The sequence below is a fragment of the Cellulomonas sp. P5_E12 genome (assembly GCF_054049315.1).
In genome coordinates, this window is record NZ_JBFUMP010000002.1 from 198,695 (window position 1) to 217,289 (window position 18,595).

The 18,595-nt window shown below is 72.9% G+C and carries 18 protein-coding genes; 10 read left to right on the top strand and 8 right to left on the bottom strand.

Annotation, left to right across the window (positions count from 1 at the left end):
- Position 1: 1 nt before the first annotated feature.
- The gene (locus ACXJKA_RS02330) at positions 2 to 1,342 is read right to left on the bottom strand and encodes an acetyl-CoA C-acetyltransferase (protein ID WP_456823555.1); all 1,341 of its coding nucleotides are present in this window, start codon (positions 1,340 to 1,342) and stop codon (positions 2 to 4) included.
- A 107-nt stretch (positions 1,343 to 1,449) separates the two neighbouring features.
- Between ACXJKA_RS02330 and ACXJKA_RS02335 the strand changes: the two genes are divergently transcribed.
- Both ACXJKA_RS02335 and ACXJKA_RS02340 read left to right on the top strand, forming a co-directional pair.
- A complete protein-coding gene (locus ACXJKA_RS02335) occupies positions 1,450 to 2,310 on the top strand; it encodes a TetR/AcrR family transcriptional regulator (protein ID WP_456823556.1) in 861 nt (286 codons plus the stop codon).
- Positions 2,307 to 4,379: an acyl-CoA dehydrogenase family protein gene (locus ACXJKA_RS02340; protein WP_456823557.1), complete on the top strand. Its 2,073-nt coding sequence runs from the start codon at positions 2,307 to 2,309 to the stop codon at positions 4,377 to 4,379. The genes ACXJKA_RS02335 and ACXJKA_RS02340 overlap by 4 nt, the downstream gene beginning before the upstream one ends.
- A gap of 3 nt (positions 4,380 to 4,382) precedes the next feature.
- On the opposite strand, the gene ACXJKA_RS02345 is transcribed toward ACXJKA_RS02340, so the two are convergent.
- Positions 4,383 to 5,123, bottom strand: a complete 741-nt coding sequence (locus tag ACXJKA_RS02345; RefSeq protein ID WP_456823558.1) for a DUF2599 domain-containing protein — start codon at positions 5,121 to 5,123, stop codon at positions 4,383 to 4,385.
- Positions 5,124 to 5,358: 235 nt separating this feature from the next.
- Between ACXJKA_RS02345 and purL the strand changes: the two genes are divergently transcribed.
- Positions 5,359 to 7,722 (top strand): phosphoribosylformylglycinamidine synthase subunit PurL, encoded by a 2,364-nt coding sequence (gene purL / locus ACXJKA_RS02350; RefSeq protein ID WP_456823559.1) that lies wholly within the window; start codon positions 5,359 to 5,361, stop codon positions 7,720 to 7,722.
- Between the two features lie 52 nt (positions 7,723 to 7,774).
- The gene (gene rsgA, locus ACXJKA_RS02355; RefSeq protein WP_456823560.1) at positions 7,775 to 8,800 is read left to right on the top strand and encodes a ribosome small subunit-dependent GTPase A; all 1,026 of its coding nucleotides are present in this window, start codon (positions 7,775 to 7,777) and stop codon (positions 8,798 to 8,800) included.
- Here rsgA and ACXJKA_RS02360 read toward each other — a convergent pair.
- On the bottom strand, positions 8,797 to 9,699 hold the full coding sequence (locus ACXJKA_RS02360) for a hypothetical protein (RefSeq protein WP_456823561.1): 903 nt from the start codon (positions 9,697 to 9,699) through the stop codon (positions 8,797 to 8,799). The genes rsgA and ACXJKA_RS02360 overlap by 4 nt on opposite strands.
- A gap of 1 nt (position 9,700) precedes the next feature.
- Positions 9,701 to 10,312, bottom strand: coding sequence for a hypothetical protein (locus tag ACXJKA_RS02365; RefSeq protein ID WP_456823562.1), 612 nt, complete (start codon positions 10,310 to 10,312; stop codon positions 9,701 to 9,703).
- A gap of 266 nt (positions 10,313 to 10,578) precedes the next feature.
- Between ACXJKA_RS02365 and ACXJKA_RS02370 the strand changes: the two genes are divergently transcribed.
- The gene (locus ACXJKA_RS02370; RefSeq protein ID WP_456823563.1) at positions 10,579 to 11,934 is read left to right on the top strand and encodes a glycoside hydrolase family 6 protein; all 1,356 of its coding nucleotides are present in this window, start codon (positions 10,579 to 10,581) and stop codon (positions 11,932 to 11,934) included.
- 1 nt (position 11,935) lies between these two features.
- Here ACXJKA_RS02370 and trpS read toward each other — a convergent pair whose 3' ends face one another.
- Positions 11,936 to 12,910: a tryptophan--tRNA ligase gene (gene trpS / locus ACXJKA_RS02375; protein WP_456823564.1), complete on the bottom strand. Its 975-nt coding sequence runs from the start codon at positions 12,908 to 12,910 to the stop codon at positions 11,936 to 11,938.
- A gap of 175 nt (positions 12,911 to 13,085) precedes the next feature.
- Here trpS and ACXJKA_RS02380 point away from each other — a divergent pair, with 175 nt between their 5' ends.
- From ACXJKA_RS02380 to purM, 4 genes are read left to right on the top strand one after another with little or no spacing between them, the layout of a single operon-like run.
- Entirely contained in the window at positions 13,086 to 13,466 is a 381-nt protein-coding gene (locus tag ACXJKA_RS02380; protein WP_456823565.1) for a sterol carrier family protein, read from the top strand.
- 25 nt (positions 13,467 to 13,491) lie between these two features.
- The gene (locus tag ACXJKA_RS02385; protein WP_456823566.1) at positions 13,492 to 13,881 is read left to right on the top strand and encodes a histidine kinase; all 390 of its coding nucleotides are present in this window, start codon (positions 13,492 to 13,494) and stop codon (positions 13,879 to 13,881) included.
- A 59-nt stretch (positions 13,882 to 13,940) separates the two neighbouring features.
- Entirely contained in the window at positions 13,941 to 15,488 is a 1,548-nt protein-coding gene (purF, locus tag ACXJKA_RS02390) for an amidophosphoribosyltransferase (protein WP_456823567.1), read from the top strand.
- Positions 15,485 to 16,615: a phosphoribosylformylglycinamidine cyclo-ligase gene (purM, locus tag ACXJKA_RS02395; RefSeq protein ID WP_456823568.1), complete on the top strand. Its 1,131-nt coding sequence runs from the start codon at positions 15,485 to 15,487 to the stop codon at positions 16,613 to 16,615. Before purF ends, purM begins: the two co-directional genes overlap by 4 nt.
- Before the next feature lie 112 nt (positions 16,616 to 16,727).
- Here purM and ACXJKA_RS02400 read toward each other — a convergent pair whose 3' ends face one another.
- Positions 16,728 to 16,940 (bottom strand): DUF3073 domain-containing protein, encoded by a 213-nt coding sequence (locus ACXJKA_RS02400; RefSeq protein ID WP_456823569.1) that lies wholly within the window; start codon positions 16,938 to 16,940, stop codon positions 16,728 to 16,730.
- Between the two features lie 537 nt (positions 16,941 to 17,477).
- Here ACXJKA_RS02400 and ACXJKA_RS02405 point away from each other — a divergent pair.
- Positions 17,478 to 17,687 carry a BldC family transcriptional regulator gene (locus tag ACXJKA_RS02405; protein ID WP_456823570.1) on the top strand — a complete coding sequence of 70 codons (210 nt, stop codon included), beginning with the start codon at positions 17,478 to 17,480 and terminating at the stop codon, positions 17,685 to 17,687.
- Positions 17,688 to 17,830: 143 nt separating this feature from the next.
- Here ACXJKA_RS02405 and ACXJKA_RS02410 read toward each other — a convergent pair whose 3' ends face one another.
- A complete protein-coding gene (locus tag ACXJKA_RS02410) occupies positions 17,831 to 18,160 on the bottom strand; it encodes a DUF3618 domain-containing protein (RefSeq protein WP_456823571.1) in 330 nt (109 codons plus the stop codon).
- On the bottom strand, positions 18,157 to 18,567 hold the full coding sequence (locus ACXJKA_RS02415; RefSeq protein ID WP_456823572.1) for a phage holin family protein: 411 nt from the start codon (positions 18,565 to 18,567) through the stop codon (positions 18,157 to 18,159). The genes ACXJKA_RS02410 and ACXJKA_RS02415 overlap by 4 nt, the downstream gene beginning before the upstream one ends.
- Positions 18,568 to 18,595 lie beyond the last annotated feature (28 nt).

Here is an 18,595-nt window from a genome sequence, read left to right on the forward strand (position 1 = left end):
GTCAGGCCGCCTCGAGGATCGCGGTGAGGCCCAGTCCGCCGGCCGCGCAGACGGACACGAGCGCGCGGACCGGTGCGTCGGACCCGGAGGCCGCCTTCCGTCGGTGCAGCTCCTTGCTCACGGTCGCGATGATCCGCCCGCCGGTCGCGGCGAAGGGGTGCCCGGCGGCGAGCGACGAGCCGTGCACGTTGAGCTTCGCGCGGTCGACGGTGCCGAACGGCCCGTCGAGCCCGAGCCGCGTGCGCCCGAACTCCTCCGACTCCCACGCCGCGAGCGTGGTCAGCACGGTCGCCGCGAAGGCCTCGTGGATCTCGACCAGGTCGAGGTCAGCCAGCGTGAGCCCCTGGCGGGCGAGCAGGCGCGGCACCGCGAACGCCGGGGCCATGAGCAGCCCGTCGTCGCCGTGCACGAACTCGACCGCGCCGGCCTCGGCGTCGACCACCCAGGCGAGCGGGACGAGGTCGTGCGACGCGGCCCAGTCCGCGGAGCCGAGCAGCACCGCCGACGCGCCGTCGGACAGCGGCGTCGAGTTGCCCGCCGTCATCGTCGCCGGGGTGTCGAGCGTGAGGCCGAAGGCCGGCTTGAGCTTGGCCAGCTTCTCGAGCGAGGAGTCGGCGCGCAGGTTGGCGTCGCGGGTCAGCCCGCGGAACGGCGTCACCAGGTCGTCGAAGAAGCCGGAGTCGTAGGCCGCGGCCAGGTTCTGGTGACTGGCCAGCGCGACCTCGTCCTGCGCGGCCTGCGTGATCTCCCACTTCGCGGTGGTCAGCGCCTGGTGCTCGCCCATCGACAGGTGCGTGCGGGGCTCGCCCGTGGTCGGGGCCGACGGCGCGAGGTCCTTGGGGCGGATCTGCGCGATCGCCGCGAGCTTCTGCTTGGCGTTGCGAGCGCGCGACAGGTCGAGCAGCGCGCGGCGCAGGCGGTTGCTCACCGCGATGGGGGCGTCGGACGTGCTGTCGACGCCGCCCGCGATGGCGGACTCGAGCTGGCCGAGGCGGATCTTGTTGCTCAGCGAGACGACGGTCTCGAGCCCCGTGGCGCAGGCCTGCTGGACGTCGTACGCGGGGGTCTCGGCCGACAGCGCCGAGCCGAGGACGGCCTCGCGCGTGAGGTTGAAGTCCTTGCTGTGCTTGAGCACGGCGCCGGCGGCGACCTCGCCGATGCGCTCGCCCTGCAGCCCGAAGCGGGCGACGAGCCCGTCGATCGCGGCGGTCAGCATGTCCTGGTTGCTCGCCCGCACGTACGGTCCGCCGGCGCGGGCGAAGGGGATCCGGTTCCCGCCGAGGACGTAGGCGCGGCGCACCTCGGGGGTGGTGGGTACGGGGGTCGGGGTGTTGTCGGCCATGGGCGCGTTCCTCTCGCATCGTCGTCGAGCGCAGGGAGGTGTCGAGCTGGGGTGCGCTCGAGATGACGTTGTGTCCGAAACCCACAGTACCTGATACCTTCGGTCTCGTGAGTCCTGTCACACCGGGCCCGTCGACGACGACGGCCCTCACGCTGCTGAACACCGACGCCGGTCGTGCGCGACCGGCGCTTCCCGTGCCCCCGAGAGCGCGCCGGCCCCCGGAGGACGCCTTCGCCGCGGACGGCCGGTCCACACGCTGGGCCGACCACCGCGAGGCCCGCCGCGCCGAGCTGGTCCGGATCGCCCGGCGCACCGTCCACCACAAGGGCCCCGACGTCTCCATGGAGGAGATCGCGGCCGCCGCGGGGACCTCCAAGTCGATCGTCTACCGCTACTTCGCCGACAAGACCGGCCTCCAGATCGCCGTCGCCGAGGCCGTCGTGCTGCAGATCCAGGGGGCGCTCGAGGGCGTCCTGCGGATCGCGCCGACCCCGCGGGACGGCCTGCGGGCCATGGTCGCGGTGTACCTCGAGATGATCGAGTCGTCGCCGAACGTCTACGCGTTCGTGACCCGCAACGGGTCGGTCGAGTCCGGCGGGCCGCTCGGGCACTTCCTCGACTCGGTCACCGCGATGGTCGCGGCCCCGTTCGCCCGTGGCCTCACCGAGGAGCACGACGGCCGGCGAACCGCACGCAGGCCGGAGGCGGCCGAGGGGCCCGACCCCGAGGACGCGGCCCTGCAGGCCCGCGTCGCGCTGGCCGAGTCCTGGGCCGCCGGCGCCGTCGGCTTCGTGCGCGGCTCCGGCGAGTGGTGGCTGGCGCACCGCGACGAGCCCGGCAGCGCGGACCGCGAGGAGATCACCGCCCAGGTCGCCGCCTGGCTCTGGGCCGGACCCGTCGGGCTGCTCGCCCGTGACCGTCACCGAACGACCCCTGACCACACGATCGCCCCGGAGGACTCTCGATGACCACCACCGCCCCCCGTCCCACCGTCGAAGCGCCCGACTCCGGGGACCCGCGGCTCGACGCCGACGTCACCAACGTCGACATCGAGCACCTGCACCGGGTGCTCCTGGGCCACTACCCGGAGCTGCGACTGGCGGCCCGGAAGCTGTTGGCCGACGAGCGGTTCCACCGCATCGAGGGCCAGTCGCTGGCGGACCACCGCGAGCGTGTCATCGGTCAGCTGCGGATGCTGGCGACCGAGGGCGACGTGCACCGCTCGTTCCCCGAGCGGTTCGGCGGCGCCGAGGACCACGGCGGCTTCCTCGCGCGGTTCGAGGAGCTCACCCACGCCGACCCGTCGCTGCAGATCAAGTCGGGGGTGCAGTGGGGCCTGTTCGCGTCGGCCATCTACCACCTGGGCACCGAGCGCAACCACGACGACTTCCTGGCCGACGCCCTCTCGGTCAAGGTGCCGGGCGCCTTCGCGATGACGGAGACCGGCCACGGCTCCGACGTCGCCGCCATCGGCACCACCGCGACGTACGACCCGGCCACGCATGAGTTCGTCATCCACACGCCGTTCCGTGCGGCGTGGAAGGACTACCTGGGCAACGCCGGCCAGCACGGCACGGCGGCGACGGTGTTCGCGCGGCTGGTCACTGCGGGCGTGGACCAYGGCGTGCACGCGTTCTACGTGCCGATCCGCGACGAGGACACGCTCGAGTTCCTGCCGGGCGTCGGCGGCGAGGACGACGGGCTCAAGGGCGGCCTCAACGGCATCGACAACGGCCGGCTCTGGTTCGACCACGTCCGCATCCCGCGCACCAACCTGCTCAACCGGTACGGCGACGTGGCCGAGGACGGCACCTACTCGTCGCCGATCGCGAGCCCGGGCCGCCGCTTCTTCACGATGCTGGGCACCCTGGTACAGGGCCGCGTCTCGCTCGACGGCGCCGCGGTGACGGCCGCCCGCGTCGGCTTGACCATCGCGATCACCTACGGCAACCAGCGTCGCCAGTTCAACGCCGCCTCGCCCACCGACGAGGTCGTGATCCTCGACTATGCCGAGCACCAGCGCCGCCTGCTGCCGCTGCTGGCAGAGACGTACGCCGCCGGGTTCGCGCACGAGGACCTGCTCGCCGCGTTCGACGACGTGTTCTCCGGCCGCAACGACACCCCCGAGACCCGCGAGGACCTCGAGACGCTCGCCGCGGCCCTCAAGCCGGCGTCGACCTGGCACGCACTGACCACCCTGCAGGTCGCCCGCGAGGCGTGCGGCGGCGCCGGGTTCCTGGCCGAGAACCGGCTCACCGGGCTGCGCGCCGACATGGACGTCTACGCGACGTTCGAGGGCGACAACACGGTCCTGCTGCAGCTCGTCGGCAAGCGCCTGCTCGCCGACTACGCCACGCACTTCAAGCACCTGGACGCGACGAAGGTCGCCCGCATGGTGGCCGAGCGTGCGTCCGACGCCGCGCGGTACCGCACGCCGCTGCACCGCGCCGTGCAGACGATCGCCGACGTGGGCGACCCCCGCCGCTCGGCCGGCCAGCTGCGTGAGACGGCCACCCAGCGCGAGCTGCTGGTGGACCGGGTCGAGACGATGGTCGCGGAGATCGCGCAGGCCCTGCGTCCGGCGCAGAAGGCGGACCCGGCCACCGCCGCGGCGCTGTTCAACGCGCACCAGCACGAGCTGGTCGAGGCCGCCCGCGCGCACGCCGAGCTGGTCCAGTGGGAGTCGTTCACGGCGGCCCTCGAGCGCGTCACCGACCCGGGCACGCGGCAGATCCTCACCTGGGTCCGCGACCTGTTCGGGCTCACCCTGGTCGAGCGGCACCTCACCTGGTACCTGCTCAACGGCCGGCTGTCCGCCGGTCGGGCCCGCACGGTGACGTCGTACATCGACCGCCTGCTGGCCCGGCTGCGCCCGCACGCGCAGAGCCTGGTCGACGCGTTCGGCTACGAGCAGGCCCACCTGCGCGCGCCCATCGCGTCGGGCGCCGAGCAGGCCCGGCAGGACGAGGCTCGCGCTTACTACCGGGCGCAGCGCGCGTCCGGCGACGCCCCCGTCCCGGAGAAGCACCAGCGCTGACCCTCAGGAGGGGTTGCAGCGGGCCGCGATCATGTCGAGCGGGTCGACCACCGACCGCCATGGCTCGAGGTTCCACGTCGCCTTGTCCGGTGCCCCGAGCTCGTGGCACTCGAGCTGGGCCCGCATGCCGGGGGTGTCGGCGTCCGGTGCCTGCGCGACGACCTGCGCCCACAGCCCTTCCTGCGCGGCGCGGCTGCGCTCCCGTGCCCAGGCGCTGGGCGTGACCGCGAGCGAGCGGCCGCCCTCGGCCTCGCCCCAGACGGCGCTCTGAACCGCGACCGAGGCGAGCCAGACCTCCACCGGGACGGTGGTGGCGTCCCCCGCGGTGAGCCGGACCACCTCGGGGCTCACCTGCTCGAGCTCCGTGCCCCAAGGGTCCGTGGTCAGGCCGGCGACGAACGTGCCGGCGCCGTCGCGGACCACGCCGGTGCCGTCGGAGAGGGCGGTGAGGGTCATGCCCTCGGGCGCGGCCAACCGGGCGTCGCCCCCGGGCACGCTCAGCCGGGCGGAGCCGTCGTCCTGCGGGACCGCCTCGGCGGCCGGGGCCGCGACCGCGACCGTCACGGTGCCCGACGAGAGCGGCACGCCGGTCGCGCGGATCGTCGCGGGGTCGTCCGGGTCCGCGGTGGCCGTGGGGGTGGGCGTCGGCGTGGGTGTGGGTGCCGGCGCCGTCGGGGCGGGGGAGCAGCCGGCGAGGGCGAGCAGCACCGCGGTCGTCGCGAGCACGGTCCGGAGCGGGGTCATCGCCACCGGTGCGCGGCGAGGTCGTCAGGCACGGCGGTCCTCCTCCTCGTCACGGCTCCAGGGCACCTGCCACGGTAGGCGATCGGCAGCCGCCCCATCGGCCCTTCCGCCGTCCGGTGTGCCTGACACTGCGCCGGGGCGCTCCCGCGCCCCGGTATCCTGACCGTTGTCTGCCGACGTCGGCCGCGCTGCCGCAAGGTGGCGAGAGAGCCACGGGTCTCCACCGAGGGAATCGATGACCACCGCACCTGCGCGCGCCCCCCAGACCGACACCGTCGACGTCGCCGCCGCGACCCCCGACCAGGAGCAGCCGTTCGCCGAGCTGGGTCTCAAGCCGGACGAGTACCAGCGCATCCGCGACATCCTCGGCCGCCGCCCCACGGCCGCCGAGCTCGCCATGTACTCGGTCATGTGGTCGGAGCACTGCTCGTACAAGTCGAGCAAGAACCACCTGCGCCAGTTCGGCGACAAGACCACCGACGCGATGAAGGAGCACCTGCTCGTCGGCATCGGCGAGAACGCGGGCGTCGTGGACATCGGCGACGGCTGGGCGGTGACCTTCAAGGTCGAGTCGCACAACCACCCGTCCTACGTCGAGCCGTACCAGGGCGCGGCGACGGGCGTCGGCGGCATCGTGCGCGACATCATCTCGATGGGCGCGCGCCCGGTCGCCGTCATGGACCAGCTGCGGTTCGGTGCGGTCGACCACCCCGACACCGCGCGTGTGGTGCACGGCGTGGTGTCCGGCGTCGGCGGCTACGGCAACTCGCTCGGCCTGCCGAACATCGGCGGCGAGCTCGTGTTCGACGCCTCGTACCAGGGCAACCCGCTGGTCAACGCGCTGTGCCTCGGGGTCCTGCGGCACGAGGACATCCACCTGGCCAACGCGTCCGGCGCGGGCAACAAGGTCGTCCTGTTCGGCGCCCGCACGGGCGGCGACGGCATCGGCGGCGCCTCAATCCTGGCCAGCGAGACGTTCGACGACGCCAAGCCCTCCAAGCGCCCCTCGGTGCAGGTGGGTGACCCCTTCATGGAGAAGGTGCTCATCGAGTGCTGCCTCGAGCTCTACGCCGCGCGCGTGGTCGAGGGCATCCAGGACCTCGGCGCCGCCGGCATCTCCTGCGCCACCAGCGAGCTGGCCTCGAACGGCGACGGCGGCATGCACGTCGACCTCGAGAACGTGCTGCTGCGCGACCCCACGCTCACGGCCGGCGAGATCCTCATGTCGGAGTCGCAGGAGCGGATGATGGCCGTGGTCCGGCCCGACCAGCTCGACGCGTTCCTGGCCATCACCGGCAAGTGGGACGTCGAGACGGCCGTGATCGGCGAGGTCACCGGCACGGGCCGCCTGACCATCGACCACCACGGTCTGCGGATCGTCGACGTGGACCCGAAGACGGTCGCGCACGAGGGCCCGGTCTACGACCGCCCCTACGCACGCCCGGCCTGGCAGGACGGCCTGAACGCGGACACCGCCGCGAGCCTGGCGCGGCCGTCGACGAACGCCGAGATCCGCGCGACGGCCTTGCAGCTGCTGGCCAGCCCCAACCTGGCCTCCAAGGCGTGGGTGACCAACCAGTACGACCGGTTCGTGCAGGGCAACACCGCGCTCGCGCAGCCGGACGACTCGGGCGTCATCCGCGTCGACGAGTCCACCGGCCTGGGCGTCGCGCTGGCCACCGACGCCAACGGTCGGTACGCCAAGCTCGACCCGTACACGGGCGCCCAGCTGGCCCTCGCCGAGGCGTACCGCAACGTCGCGACGACGGGCGCGCGACCGCTCGCCGTGACCGACTGCCTCAACTTCGGCAGCCCCGAGCACCCCGACTCCATGTGGCAGCTGGTCGAGGCGATCCGCGGCCTGGCCGACGCCTGCCAGGTGCTCGAGGTGCCCGTGACCGGCGGCAACGTGTCGCTCTACAACGGCACCGGCGAGCCCGGTCTCATCGACTCCGCCATCCACCCGACCCCGGTGGTCGGCGTGCTGGGCGTGCTCGACGACGTCGCCGACGCGACCCCGTCGGGCTGGACCGCCCCCGGTCAGGCCGTCTACCTGCTGGGCACCACGCGAGCCGAGCTCGACGGCTCCGCGTGGGCCGACGTCGTGCACAGGCACCTGGGCGGCCTCCCGCCGACGGTGGACCTCGCCGCCGAGCGCCGGCTGGCCGAGGTCCTCACGCGGGCCAGCCGCGACGAGCTGGTCGACGCCGCGCACGACCTCTCGGAGGGCGGCCTCGTCCAGGCGCTCATCGAGTCCAGCCTGCGCTACGGCGTCGGCGTGCAGGTGTCGCTCGACCCGATCTGCGAGCGCGACGGCGTCACCCCGTTCGAGGCCCTGTTCTCGGAGTCGACGGCCCGCGTGCTGGTCGCCGTCCCGCGCTCGGAGGAGGTCCGCCTGGTCGACCTCTGCACCGCGCGCGGCGTCCCCGCCCTGCGCCTGGGTGAGACGGCCGAGTCCTGCTCGCCGGGCGCCGGGACGCCGGTCGACGAGGCCGAGCACGTGCACGGTCCGGCCGTCGAGGTGCAGGGCCTGTTCACGCTGCCCCTGGCCGAGGCCAGCGCGGCCCACGAGGCGACCCTGCCGCGCTACTTCGGCTGAGTACCCGGCAATTTCGTTGGTTCGTCGTCGCGACCGCGCCTAGCGTCGACGTGTGCCAGACGACTACCTCCGCGTGGTGCGCGCCGACAAGGGCGCGGTCCTCGTGCTGCCCGCGGACGCGCTGGAGTCGGGTGAGCCCCGTCGCGTGACCCTCGCTCGCGACGGCCTCGTCGCGAGCGAGGACGGCGAGCGGCTCGCGCCGACGGTCGGCGACTGGCTGCTCGTCGACGAGACGGACGGCGGCGCCCACGCCCGCACGCTCGGCGCCCGGCGGACGGCCCTGGTCCGCGACACGGCGGGGGAGACGTCCCGCGTGCAGGCGCTGGCCGCGAACATCGACGTCGTGCTCGTCGTCGAGCACCTCGATCCGGACCCGCAGCTGGGCCGCGTCGAGCGGCTCCTCACGCTGGCGTGGCGCTCGGGGGCCCAGCCGGTGGTCGTGCTCACCAAGGCCGACCTGGTCCCGGACCCCGAGGGGATGCGTGACGAGGTCGCCGCGGTGGCCCTCGCGGTCGACGTGCACGCCGTCAGCGTGCCGACGGACCAGGGGCTCGATCCCGTCCGCGCGCTGCTCGCGCCGGGCGCCACGCTGGTGGTCGTCGGTCCCTCGGGCGCAGGCAAGTCCACGCTGGTCAACGCGCTGGCCGGCCGCGAGGTGATGGAGACCGGCGGGCGGCGGTCCGACGGGCGCGGCAGGCACACCACGACCCACCGCGAGCTCGTCCCGCTGGCGGACGGCGCGGTGCTCATCGACACCCCCGGGATCCGCGGCGTCGGGCTGGTCGCCGACGCCGACGCGCTCGACACCACGTTCGCGGACGTCGCGGAGCTCGTCGCCCGGTGCAGGTTCGCCGACTGCCACCACGCGGGGGAGCCGGGCTGCGCGATCCAGGCCGCGCTCGACAACGGCGAGCTTCCGCAGCGGCGGTTCGACAGCTGGCGGCGCCTGGCCCGGGAGGCCGCCTACCAGGCGCGTCGGGCGGACGCGCGGCTGGCCGCCGAGGACAAGCACCGCTGGAAGCAGATCACGCGCGAGTACCAGCGCGGCATGCGGGGCCCCGGCAGGCCCCGCGGCTAGCCGGGCGGCACGTTGACGAACTGGAACTGCAGCCGCACGTCGGCCGTGCGGGGCACCATCAGCGTCGTCGCGCTCGCCGACCACGCGGACGGCACCAGGAACATCGCGGTCGGCCCCTGCACCAGCAGCCGCAGCCCGCGGTACCGGTAGCGCGGCTGCTCGGTGAGGGCCGCGCAGCCCGGGTCCGGCGCGTCCCCGGTGGTCCAGCACAGGTCCTCAGGAGCACCGACGGTGTTGCGCAGGTGCAGGTCACCGGGGCTGTCGAGGATCACGGCGGGCAGCTGGTCGAGGTGCCGGGCCATCTGGTGCGCCTGCCCGCGCCCGGACCAGTCGGCGGTGATGGCCACCGCCCAGAACGCCGCTGCGACCACCAGCACCCACATCCCGGCGACGATGCCCGGCGCGCGCGTCGTGGCGTAGCCCAGGGTCAGCGCGCACGTCGCGGCGCCGACCCCGATGAGCCCCGCAGACACCAGCGACAGGTACGGCCACGCGCCCCACCAGGCGTAGGCGACGAGCAGCACCAGCCCCGCGCCCAGCACCCCGCAGCCGGCCGACACCCACCAGCGCGCCGCGCGCTGCACCCGGACGTCCCCGCCGTCGATCGACCGGGCCTCGCGCGCCCGGACGTCGATCCGCCCGTGCAGCGCGACGACTGCCACGGACATGACCGTGAGCACCAGCAGCGGGACCAGCAACGGCTGCGGGCTGCGCATCACGTAGTCGCGCGGCGTGAACCCGATGGTGTCGACGTCGACCCCGAAGTACGCGTACTGCGACCGCGTGAACACGTACCCGAAGTAGAAGAGCAGCGTGGTCACCAGCGTGACGGGCGCGGCGATCTGCGTCGCCAGCGTGAGCCACCCGGGCAGCGCGCGGCCGCTCGGGGTGGCGGCCATGTCAGCCGTCCCCGTTGGTGACCGCGAAGCTCTCCAGGTCGAGGTCGGGCGAGACGTCCGGGGCGGCGCTGAGCGCCGTGGCGGTCTCGTCGCAGTCGGCGGCCGTCGCCGGTTCCGTGCATGCAAGCGAGCCCTGCATCCCGACGAGCGCCAGCGCGCCGTCCTGCGCGCCGGGTCCGGAGTCCCGCGCGAAGCCCGCCAGGCAGCCGGTGTCGTCGGCGGTCACGACGGCGCCCACGCACGCGCGACCCGACTGCCCGGTGCACGCGGCGGCGTAGGACGACCAGGTGGGCGGCTGCACCTCGGCGTGGATGATCGTGAACGACATCCCGTCCACCAGCGCAGGCACACCCTCGCCGCCCCAGCTCCAGAAGACGCAGACCACGCCGTCCTCGACCGAGGCGGGGGAACCGGAACCAGCGACGGCCGTGGTGAGCACCGGGAGGCCAGGACCCGACGTCTGCGGCGCCTCGAGGTCGCCCGAGCCCCTGGTGGGCGCGACGTCCGCGCCGGCGACGGAGGTCGGGGCGGGTTCGGGGTCCGTGGGCGGCCCGGAGCACGCCGCCAGGGTGGCGACGAGCGCCAGGGCCGCGAGCAGTCGTCGTCCCTGCATGGCCGACCTCCCCCGAGCGGACGGCGCCGGCTGTCGAGGGCGCATCGCCGCGTCACCTTCCAGGATGGCCGTGTCCGGCGGGAGATACGAGCCCCCGCGCGGAAGCGCATCGACGACCCGGTTCCGAGGCCTAAACGATTCGGACCCGCGCGAGCGCTCGCCAGGACACCCGGCGGTCGGGTTTCCTCGTCGGGACCGGGGTGCGCAGCGTCACCGTCGACGCCGAGCCGCCCCACCACCCGAGCCGCCCGAGGAGATCACCGCCCATGCCCACCCGCAGAAGCGTCACCGCGCTGCTCGCCGCCGCGGCCGTCGCGGTGGCCGGCCTGACCGCCGTCACCGCGAGCGCCGCGCAGGCCGCCACCGGCTGCAAGGTCGACTACACGATCACCAACCAGTGGCAGGGCGGCTTCGGCGCCGACGTGACGATCACCAACCTGGGCGACCCCGTGAGCGCGTGGACGGTCGGCTGGTCGTTCGGGGCTGGCCAGAAGATCACGTCGCTCTGGAACGGCACGGCGACCACGACGGGCTCGGYGGTCTCCGTCGCGAGCCTCCCGTGGAACGGCACCCTGGCGACGAACGGGAGGACGAGCTTCGGGTTCAATGGCTCGTGGAGCGGGTCCAACCCGGTTCCCACGGCGTTCACCGTCAACGGCACCGCCTGCACGGGCACCGCCCCGACGACGACACCGAAGCCGACCGCCACCCCGACGCCCACCTCGACCCCGACGGTGACCGTGACCCCGACGCCCACACCGACCGTGATCACACCGCCGACGACCAGCGGCTTCTACGTCGACCCGACCACGCAGGGCTACCGCGCGTGGCAGACGGCGACCGGCACCGACAAGGCGCTGCTGGAGAAGATCGCCCTGACTCCGCAGGCGTACTGGGTGGGCAACTGGTCGGACGCGGCGCACTCGAAGGCCGAGGTCGCCGACTACACCGGCCGCGCGAAGGCCGCCGGCAAGATCCCGACCCTGGTCATCTACGCGATCCCGGGCCGGGACTGCGGCTCGTACTCCGGCGGCGGCGTCGCCGAGAGCGCCTACGCGGCGTGGATCGACACCGTGGCCTCGGGGATCCAGGGCAACCCGTACGTGGTCCTCGAGCCCGACGCCCTCGCGCAGCTGGGCGACTGCACCGGCCAGGGCGACCGCGTCGGCTTCCTCAAGTACGCGGCCAAGTCGCTGACCCAGAAGGGCGCCCGCGTCTACATCGACGCCGGCCACTCTGCCTGGCTGCCCGTCAGCACGGCCGTCAGCCGGCTGAACCAGGTCGGCTTCGAGTACGCGGTCGGGTTCGCGCTCAACACGTCGAACTACCAGACCACCGCGGCGTCGAAGTCCTACGGCCAGCAGATCTCGCAGCAGCTGGGCGGCAAGAAGTTCGTCATCGACACCTCGCGCAACGGCAACGGCTCCAACGGCGAGTGGTGCAACCCGCGCGGCCGGGCGCTCGGCGACAAGCCGACGCTGGTCAACGACGGGTCGGGCCTCGACGCCCTCCTGTGGGTCAAGCTGCCCGGCGAGTCGGACGGCACCTGCAACGGCGGCCCGTCGGCCGGCGCCTGGTTCCAGGACATCGCCCTCGAGCTGGCCCGCAACGCCAAGTGGTGACTCACACGTAGTCCATCCCCATGAGCTCGCGGACGTCACGGATCGTGGCGTCCGCGAGCTCGTTCGCGTGGGCGTTCCCGGCCGCGAGGATGTCGGCCACCAGCCCGGGCTCGGCCGCGAAGAGAGCGCGACGCGAGCGCAGGGGTGCGAGGTGCTCGACGAGGGCGTCGGCGACGACGGCCTTGAGCCGCCCGGCGCCGCCCGACCCGATCTCGTCGGCGATCGCCTCCGGTGCGAACCCCGTGCACAGCGACGCCAGGAGCAGCAGGTTCGCGATCTCGGGGCGAGCGGCCGGGTCGTAGGTGATCGTCCGGTCGGTGTCGGTCTTGGCGGCTCGGATCGCCCGGACCGTCTCGTCGGGGGTCGCCCGTAGCTCGATGGCGTTGCCGCGGCTCTTGCTCATCTTGCGGCCGTCGGTGCCCAGCACCACCGGCGCCTCGGACAGCAGCGCCTCGGGCTCCCGGAAGCACGGCCCGTACCGCTGCGTGAACCGGCGCGCGATCGTCCGGGTCAGCTCCAGGTGCGGCAGCTGGTCCCTCCCCACGGGCACCACGTCGGCGTGGCAGAACAGGATGTCGGCCGCCTGGTGCACGGGGTAGGTGAGCAGCAGCCCGCTCATCGACCGGCCCGAGTCCGCCAGCTCCTGCTTCACCGTCGGGTTGCGCTCCAGCTCCGCGACGGACACCAGCGAGAGGAACGGCAGCATCAGCTGGTGGAGGGCGGGCACGGCGCTGTGGGTGAAGACCGTGGCAGCGTCGGGATCGATGCCCGCGGCGAGGTAGTCCAGCACGATCTCGTGCACGTTGCTCGCGACGTCACCCACCACCTCCCGGTCGGTGATCACCTGGTAGTCGGCCAGCACCAGGAAGGTCTCGACACCGGACTGCTGCAGGCGGACGCGGTTGGCGACCGTGCCGAACAGGTGGCCGATGTGCAGGGGACCGGTCGGGCGCTCACCGGTGAGCATGCGGGTCATGGGGGTGCTCCTTCGTCGAGAGAGGAGAGCCGCGCACGCGTCCGGAGACAGCGATGCCCCCGTAGCCGCGTGAGCAGCTCGGGGGCAGGACGACCGCGGGCTGCGTCTAGTGCAGCCAGCGCCAGGTCGTGGAGGTCATGGTCGAGAGGGTAGCCGCGCGGGGCAGAATTGGTCTATGCCTCCCCGCCGACGCACCGACCCCGCCGACGGACGTGCGGCGCTCGCGGTCTGGCGGGCCGATCCCGAGGGTGTGCCGACCCCGGCCCGGCGCACCGCGGTCCGGTTCACGCTCGAGGAGCTGGCCGAGCTGGCGCCGGGCAACGCGGTCGAGGTCCGGGTCCCGCCGGACGGCGCCGTCCAGGCGGTGGAGGGTCCTCGTCACACCCGGGGCACGCCGCCGAACGTGGTGGAGACCGACGCGCAGACGTGGCTCGCGCTGGTGACTGGCGCTCTGACCTGGGAAGAGGCCGCGGGCGACGGTCGGATCCGGGCGTCCGGCGAGCGCGCCGACCTGCGCGAGTGGCTGCCGCTGCAGGCCGCGCGACACCGTCCCTGAGCAGCGGTTGACCTAGGATCACGGGGTGTCGAACGACCCCCAGCCACAGCCCGGCCCCGACGAGACGCCCGTCCCGCCGGAGCTCGACGCGCGCGGCGTGCCGATCCCGGCGGAGGAGGAGCTGGCCGCGGTCGCGGAGCCCGCGAGGGTGCGCCACGCCCCCAAGTTCGGCGCGTTCATCACCGCGGGTGCGCTCGTCGGGATCGTCGTCGGTCTCCTGCTGACCACCGTGATCCATCCCGACGTGGCGCGCGCCGCCGACGGCTCCGGGTTCATCTCGTTCCTCGACGGCGAGGGTGCGGTCCGCACGTGGATGGCCGTCGCCGGCGCCGTGCTCGGCGGGTTCGTCGGAGGGCTGGTCGCGGTGCTGGCCGACCGCCGCAGCGTCCGTCGCGCGGTCCCCGCCGACGACTGACCCGTGGTCGGGCGTGGGCGCCCGCACAGACGCTGCGACGCGTGTGCGACCATGGTCACGTGGCCCCCCGCGCAGACGGACGTCTGAACCACGACCTCCTCCCCAACGAAAAAGGCCCCCAGGACGCTTGTGGCGTCTTCGGTGTGTGGGCTCCTGGCGAGGAAGTCGCCAAGCTCACCTACTTCGGCCTCTACGCGCTGCAGCACCGCGGCCAGGAGTCGGCGGGCATCGCCACCTCCAACGGCCAGCAGCTGCTCGTCTACAAGGACATGGGCCTCGTCTCCCAGGTCTTCGACGAGACCGCGCTCAACGCCCTGCAGGGGCACATCGCCATCGGGCACGCGCGCTACTCGACCACCGGTGGCAGCACCTGGGAGAACGCGCAGCCGACGCTCGGACCCACGTCCGCCGGCACCGTCGCCCTGGGGCACAACGGCAACCTCACCAACACGGCCGAGCTGGTCGACCTCGTCGCCGAGCGCTACGGCAGCCAGCGGCGCGGCGAGCTCGCGCGCGGCAACACCACCGACACGGCGCTGATCACCGCGCTGCTGGCGGGAGACCCGGACCATACGCTCGAGGCCACGGCGCTCGAGGTGCTCCCGCGGCTGCGCGGCGCGTTCAGCCTGGTCTTCATGGACGAGCACACCCTCTATGCCGCGCGGGACCCGCAGGGCGTCCGCCCGCTGGTGCTCGGCCGGCTGGAGCGCGGGTGGGTCGTGGCCAGCGAGACCCCGGCGCTCGACATCGTCGGCGCGTCGTTCGTCCGCGAGATCGAGCCGGGCGAGTTCATCGCCATCGACGCGGACGGACTGCGCAGCAGCCGGTTCGCCGCGGCGGACCGTGCCGGCTGCGTGTTCGAGTACGTCTATCTGGCCCGTCCCGACACCTCGATCGCCGGCCGCTCGGTGCACGCCGCGCGCGTCGCCATGGGCCGTCGGCTCGCGGTCGAGCACCCCGTCGAGGCCGACCTCGTCATCCCGGTCCCCGAGTCGGGCACTCCCGCCGCGGTCGGCTACGCGGCCGAGTCGGGCATCACGTTCGGGCAGGGCCTGACCAAGAACGCGTACGTCGGACGCACGTTCATCCAGCCGTCGCAGACGCTGCGCCAGCTGGGCATCCGGCTCAAGCTCAACCCGCTCAAGGACGTCATCCGCGGCAAGCGCCTGGTGGTCGTCGACGACTCGATCGTGCGCGGCAACACCCAGCGCGCGCTCATCCGGATGCTCCGGGAGGCGGGCGCGGCCGAGGTGCACGTGCGGATCAGCTCGCCGCCGGTGAAGTGGCCGTGCTTCTACGGCATCGACTTCGCGTCCCGGGCGGAGCTCATCGCCAACGGCCTGGGCGTCGACGAGATCGCCGCGTCGCTGGGCGCCGACTCCCTGGGCTACATCTCCCCGGAGGGCATGGTCGCGGCCACCGAGCAGCCCGCGTCGCAGCTGTGCGCCGCGTGCTTCACGGGCCAGTACCCGATCGAGCTGCCGCCCGACGACCGCCTGGGCAAGTTCCTGCTCGAGCAGAACGAGCTGCCGCTGGGTGCGCCCGAGGACGGTCTGCTCTCGATCGTGCCGAGCGCCGGTGGCGCGAGCGCGTTGGACCACCCGTGAGCGGCGCGCAGGGCACGCAGGTCACCTATGCCACGGCCGGGGTCGACACCGAGGCCGGTGACAAGGCGGTCGAGCTGATGAAGGACGCCGTGCGCGCGACGCACGGCCCGCAGGTGCTCGGCGGCGTCGGCGGCTTCGCCGGCCTGTACGACGCGAGCGCCCTGCTGACCTACCGCAAGCCGCTCCTGGCCACCTCGACCGACGGCGTCGGCACCAAGGTCGCCATCGCGCAGGCGCTCGACATCCACGACACCATCGGGTTCGACCTGGTGGGCATGGTCGTCGACGACATCGTCGTGGTCGGCGCGAAGCCCTTGTTCATGACCGACTACATCGCGTGCGGACGCGTGGTGCCCGAGCGCATCGCCGGCATCGTGCGCGGGATCGCGGCGGCGTGCTCGGTGGCGGGCACGGCGCTCGTCGGCGGCGAGACCGCGGAGCACCCCGGCCTGCTGGGTCCCGACGAGTACGACGTGGCCGGTGCCGCGACCGGCGTGGTCGAGGCCGACCAGCTGCTCGGGCCCGAGCGCGTGCGCGCGGGCGACGTGCTGCTGGCGCTGGGCTCGAGCGGGCTGCACTCCAACGGCTACTCGCTGGTGCGCAAGGTGGTGTCGGTGGCCGGCTGGGCGCTGGACCGCCACGTCGACGAGCTCGGTCGCACGCTCGGCGAGGAGCTGCTGGAGCCCACCCGCGTCTACGCGAGCGACTGCCTGGCCCTGGCCGAGCGCGCGGGCGTCGACGGGCTGCACGCGTACAGCCACGTGACCGGCGGGGGCCTCGCGTCGAACGTCGCCCGCGTGCTCCCGCAGGGCCTCGTGGCCGACATCGACCGTGGCGGCTGGACGCTGCCGCCGGTGTTCTCTCTGGTGCAGCGCCTGGGACAGGTCCCGTGGACCGACCTCGAGGGCACGCTGAACCTCGGCGTGGGCATGGTGGCGATCGTCGCCGCGGACGCCGTGGACGGGGTGCTCGCGCACGCCGCCGAGCTGGGCCTTCCGGCCTGGGAGCTGGGCACCGTACGGCACACCGATCCGGCGACCGACGTGGTCGGGGCGCCCGGCTTCGTCGCAGGGACCAAGGGCGTGCACGGGGGAGCCGTCCAGCTGACGGGTTCCTACCGGGTCTGACGGCCCGGGCTCTGACGCTCGTTCCTCACCACCTGCGCAGACACGCACGCACCACCCCGAAGGATGGTGCGGTGCAGTGCCGCCTACGCGTCAGCGCAGGTGGTGAGTACGGTCAGCGATCGTCGTCCGACCAGCGTCGGTAGTCGTCGCTGTCGTCGTCAGTGTCMGTGTCCACGACCGCGCGGGGGCGGTTGTCGGTCACGACATCGTTGTGGCCGTGCGACGTGAGCTCCTGCTCGAGAGCTCGGTAGTTGGTCTCCGGGCTGAAGTACTTCAGCTCCCGGGCCACCTTCGTCTGCTTAGCCTTCTGACGGCCGCGCCCCATGGCATCGACCCCCTCTTACGTGGATGCGGGGCGGCTCCGTGCTAACACGTGCGGCCCCGGGGTGCTGAATCGTCTCTTCGTGGGGCAACGGTACATGCTCGTTCGGTATTCCGACCACTCGCCATGGGCGACACGCGTCACGTTGGGGCCTGCGTCTGCCTCCGGAGGCCGTCGCCGCCGCGGGCCGGATTCGGACCGGCGTCCAACTTCGCACACTGGATGGGCGCGTCGAGATGTATGACCGTTTGGTCGGGTTTAGGGTGGTGGCACCTCGACCGGGTAAGCGTCGTCCGAGGGCTCGATGACACTGCATGAGAACTGTATGAGGGTCGTGTGAAGGTTCGTTACCGGACTGTGTCCCGGAATGCGACATCTGCGGCTTTCGTTCATGCTAGTGGGAGATGTCCCGGTTTCAGCTCCCAGGGCCTCCGTGACACCACCGATAGAGAACGTTTCACACCGCACTACCCGCACCTGAACTGGCCTGGCGCCGACGCCGTCGGAGTCGCAGGCCGCACGCTAGCCAGGAGGCAGCTGATGAACGCACATCCCACAGAATCCGAAGCGCTGCTCACGCCCTCTGAGGTCGCGACGCTGTTCCGGGTCGATCCGAAGACCGTCACCCGCTGGGCGAAGGCCGGGAAGCTGTCGTCGATCCGCACCCTGGGTGGTCACCGTCGTTACCGCGAGTCCGAGGTGCGCGACCTGCTCAACGGCATCCCGCAGCAGCGCCCGTCGGACGGCTGAACGACAGTCCCTGCCCGGCCGAGGCCCGTCGACCCTCCTCGACGCGCCCTCGGCCTTTGAGTGCCGGGACCGCGCCGAGCACGACATCACAACTCCGAGCGTCGCGATGAAGCGCCGCTCGGAGTTGTCGTGCCCGCCGCTCTCTACGTGCTGCTGCGCCGGTTCGCCGCGATGATCAACGCGAGCAGCGCGGCGGTGCCGGCGACGACGCTGCCCAGGATCGTCAGGGCCTTCTTGCGCGCGTCCGGGTCGGCGTCGCCGCTCGTGGCGTCGGTCCACAGCTGACGGCCCGACTCGACCGCACGCCCGGCCTGTGCCCGCGGGTCGAGGCGGGCGACGAGCTCGTCGACCGTCGAGGCCAGCTGCGCGCGCGTCACGGCGAGCTCCGCCTCGAGCGCGACCGTCTGGGGGCTGCTGAACGGGACCGGGGGCTTCTTGTCCTTGGCCGGCGTCTCGACCTTGTCATCGCTCATGACTGGAATCCTGCCTTGACCGCGGTGATGTCGTTCTGCACGTTCTCGATGGCCAGTGCCGGCGTGGGCGGCGATCCCGCCTTGATCCGGTTGATGCCGATCAGCACGAGGATCGCGATGACCAGCAGCAGCACCGCGCAGACGATGAGTGCGGCGAGCCACAGCTCCAGCCAGATGTCGAGCACGATGACCGCCAGCGCGATGCCCGCGGCGATCAGGTAGAGCGCGAGCACGGCACCCACGGCGACCAGGGCGGCACCGATGCCCAGCTGCTGCGCGCGACCGGTGATCTCCGCCTTCGCGAGATCGATCTCCGCGCGGACCAGGCGGGCGGCCTGCTCGCTCAGATCGGATACGAGCTGGCCCAGCGACTTCTCGTCACCCGGCGGTCCCGACTGCGTGGTCATGGGCACGACCTCTCGTCTGCGCGTACGT

Coding starts and splice junctions, on each gene's coding strand:
- ACXJKA_RS02330 (WP_456823555.1), bottom strand. CDS start 1,342: ATGGCCGACAACACCCCGACCCCCGTACCCACCACCCCCGAGGTGCGC.
- ACXJKA_RS02345 (WP_456823558.1), bottom strand. CDS start 5,123: ATGACCCCGCTCCGGACCGTGCTCGCGACGACCGCGGTGCTGCTCGCC.
- purL (WP_456823559.1), top strand. CDS start 5,359: ATGACCACCGCACCTGCGCGCGCCCCCCAGACCGACACCGTCGACGTC.
- ACXJKA_RS02360 (WP_456823561.1), bottom strand. CDS start 9,699: ATGGCCGCCACCCCGAGCGGCCGCGCGCTGCCCGGGTGGCTCACGCTG.
- ACXJKA_RS02365 (WP_456823562.1), bottom strand. CDS start 10,312: ATGCAGGGACGACGACTGCTCGCGGCCCTGGCGCTCGTCGCCACCCTG.
- trpS (WP_456823564.1), bottom strand. CDS start 12,910: ATGACCCGCATGCTCACCGGTGAGCGCCCGACCGGTCCCCTGCACATC.
- ACXJKA_RS02380 (WP_456823565.1), top strand. CDS start 13,086: ATGCCTCCCCGCCGACGCACCGACCCCGCCGACGGACGTGCGGCGCTC.
- ACXJKA_RS02405 (WP_456823570.1), top strand. CDS start 17,478: ATGAACGCACATCCCACAGAATCCGAAGCGCTGCTCACGCCCTCTGAG.
- ACXJKA_RS02410 (WP_456823571.1), bottom strand. CDS start 18,160: ATGAGCGATGACAAGGTCGAGACGCCGGCCAAGGACAAGAAGCCCCCG.
- ACXJKA_RS02415 (WP_456823572.1), bottom strand. CDS start 18,567: ATGACCACGCAGTCGGGACCGCCGGGTGACGAGAAGTCGCTGGGCCAG.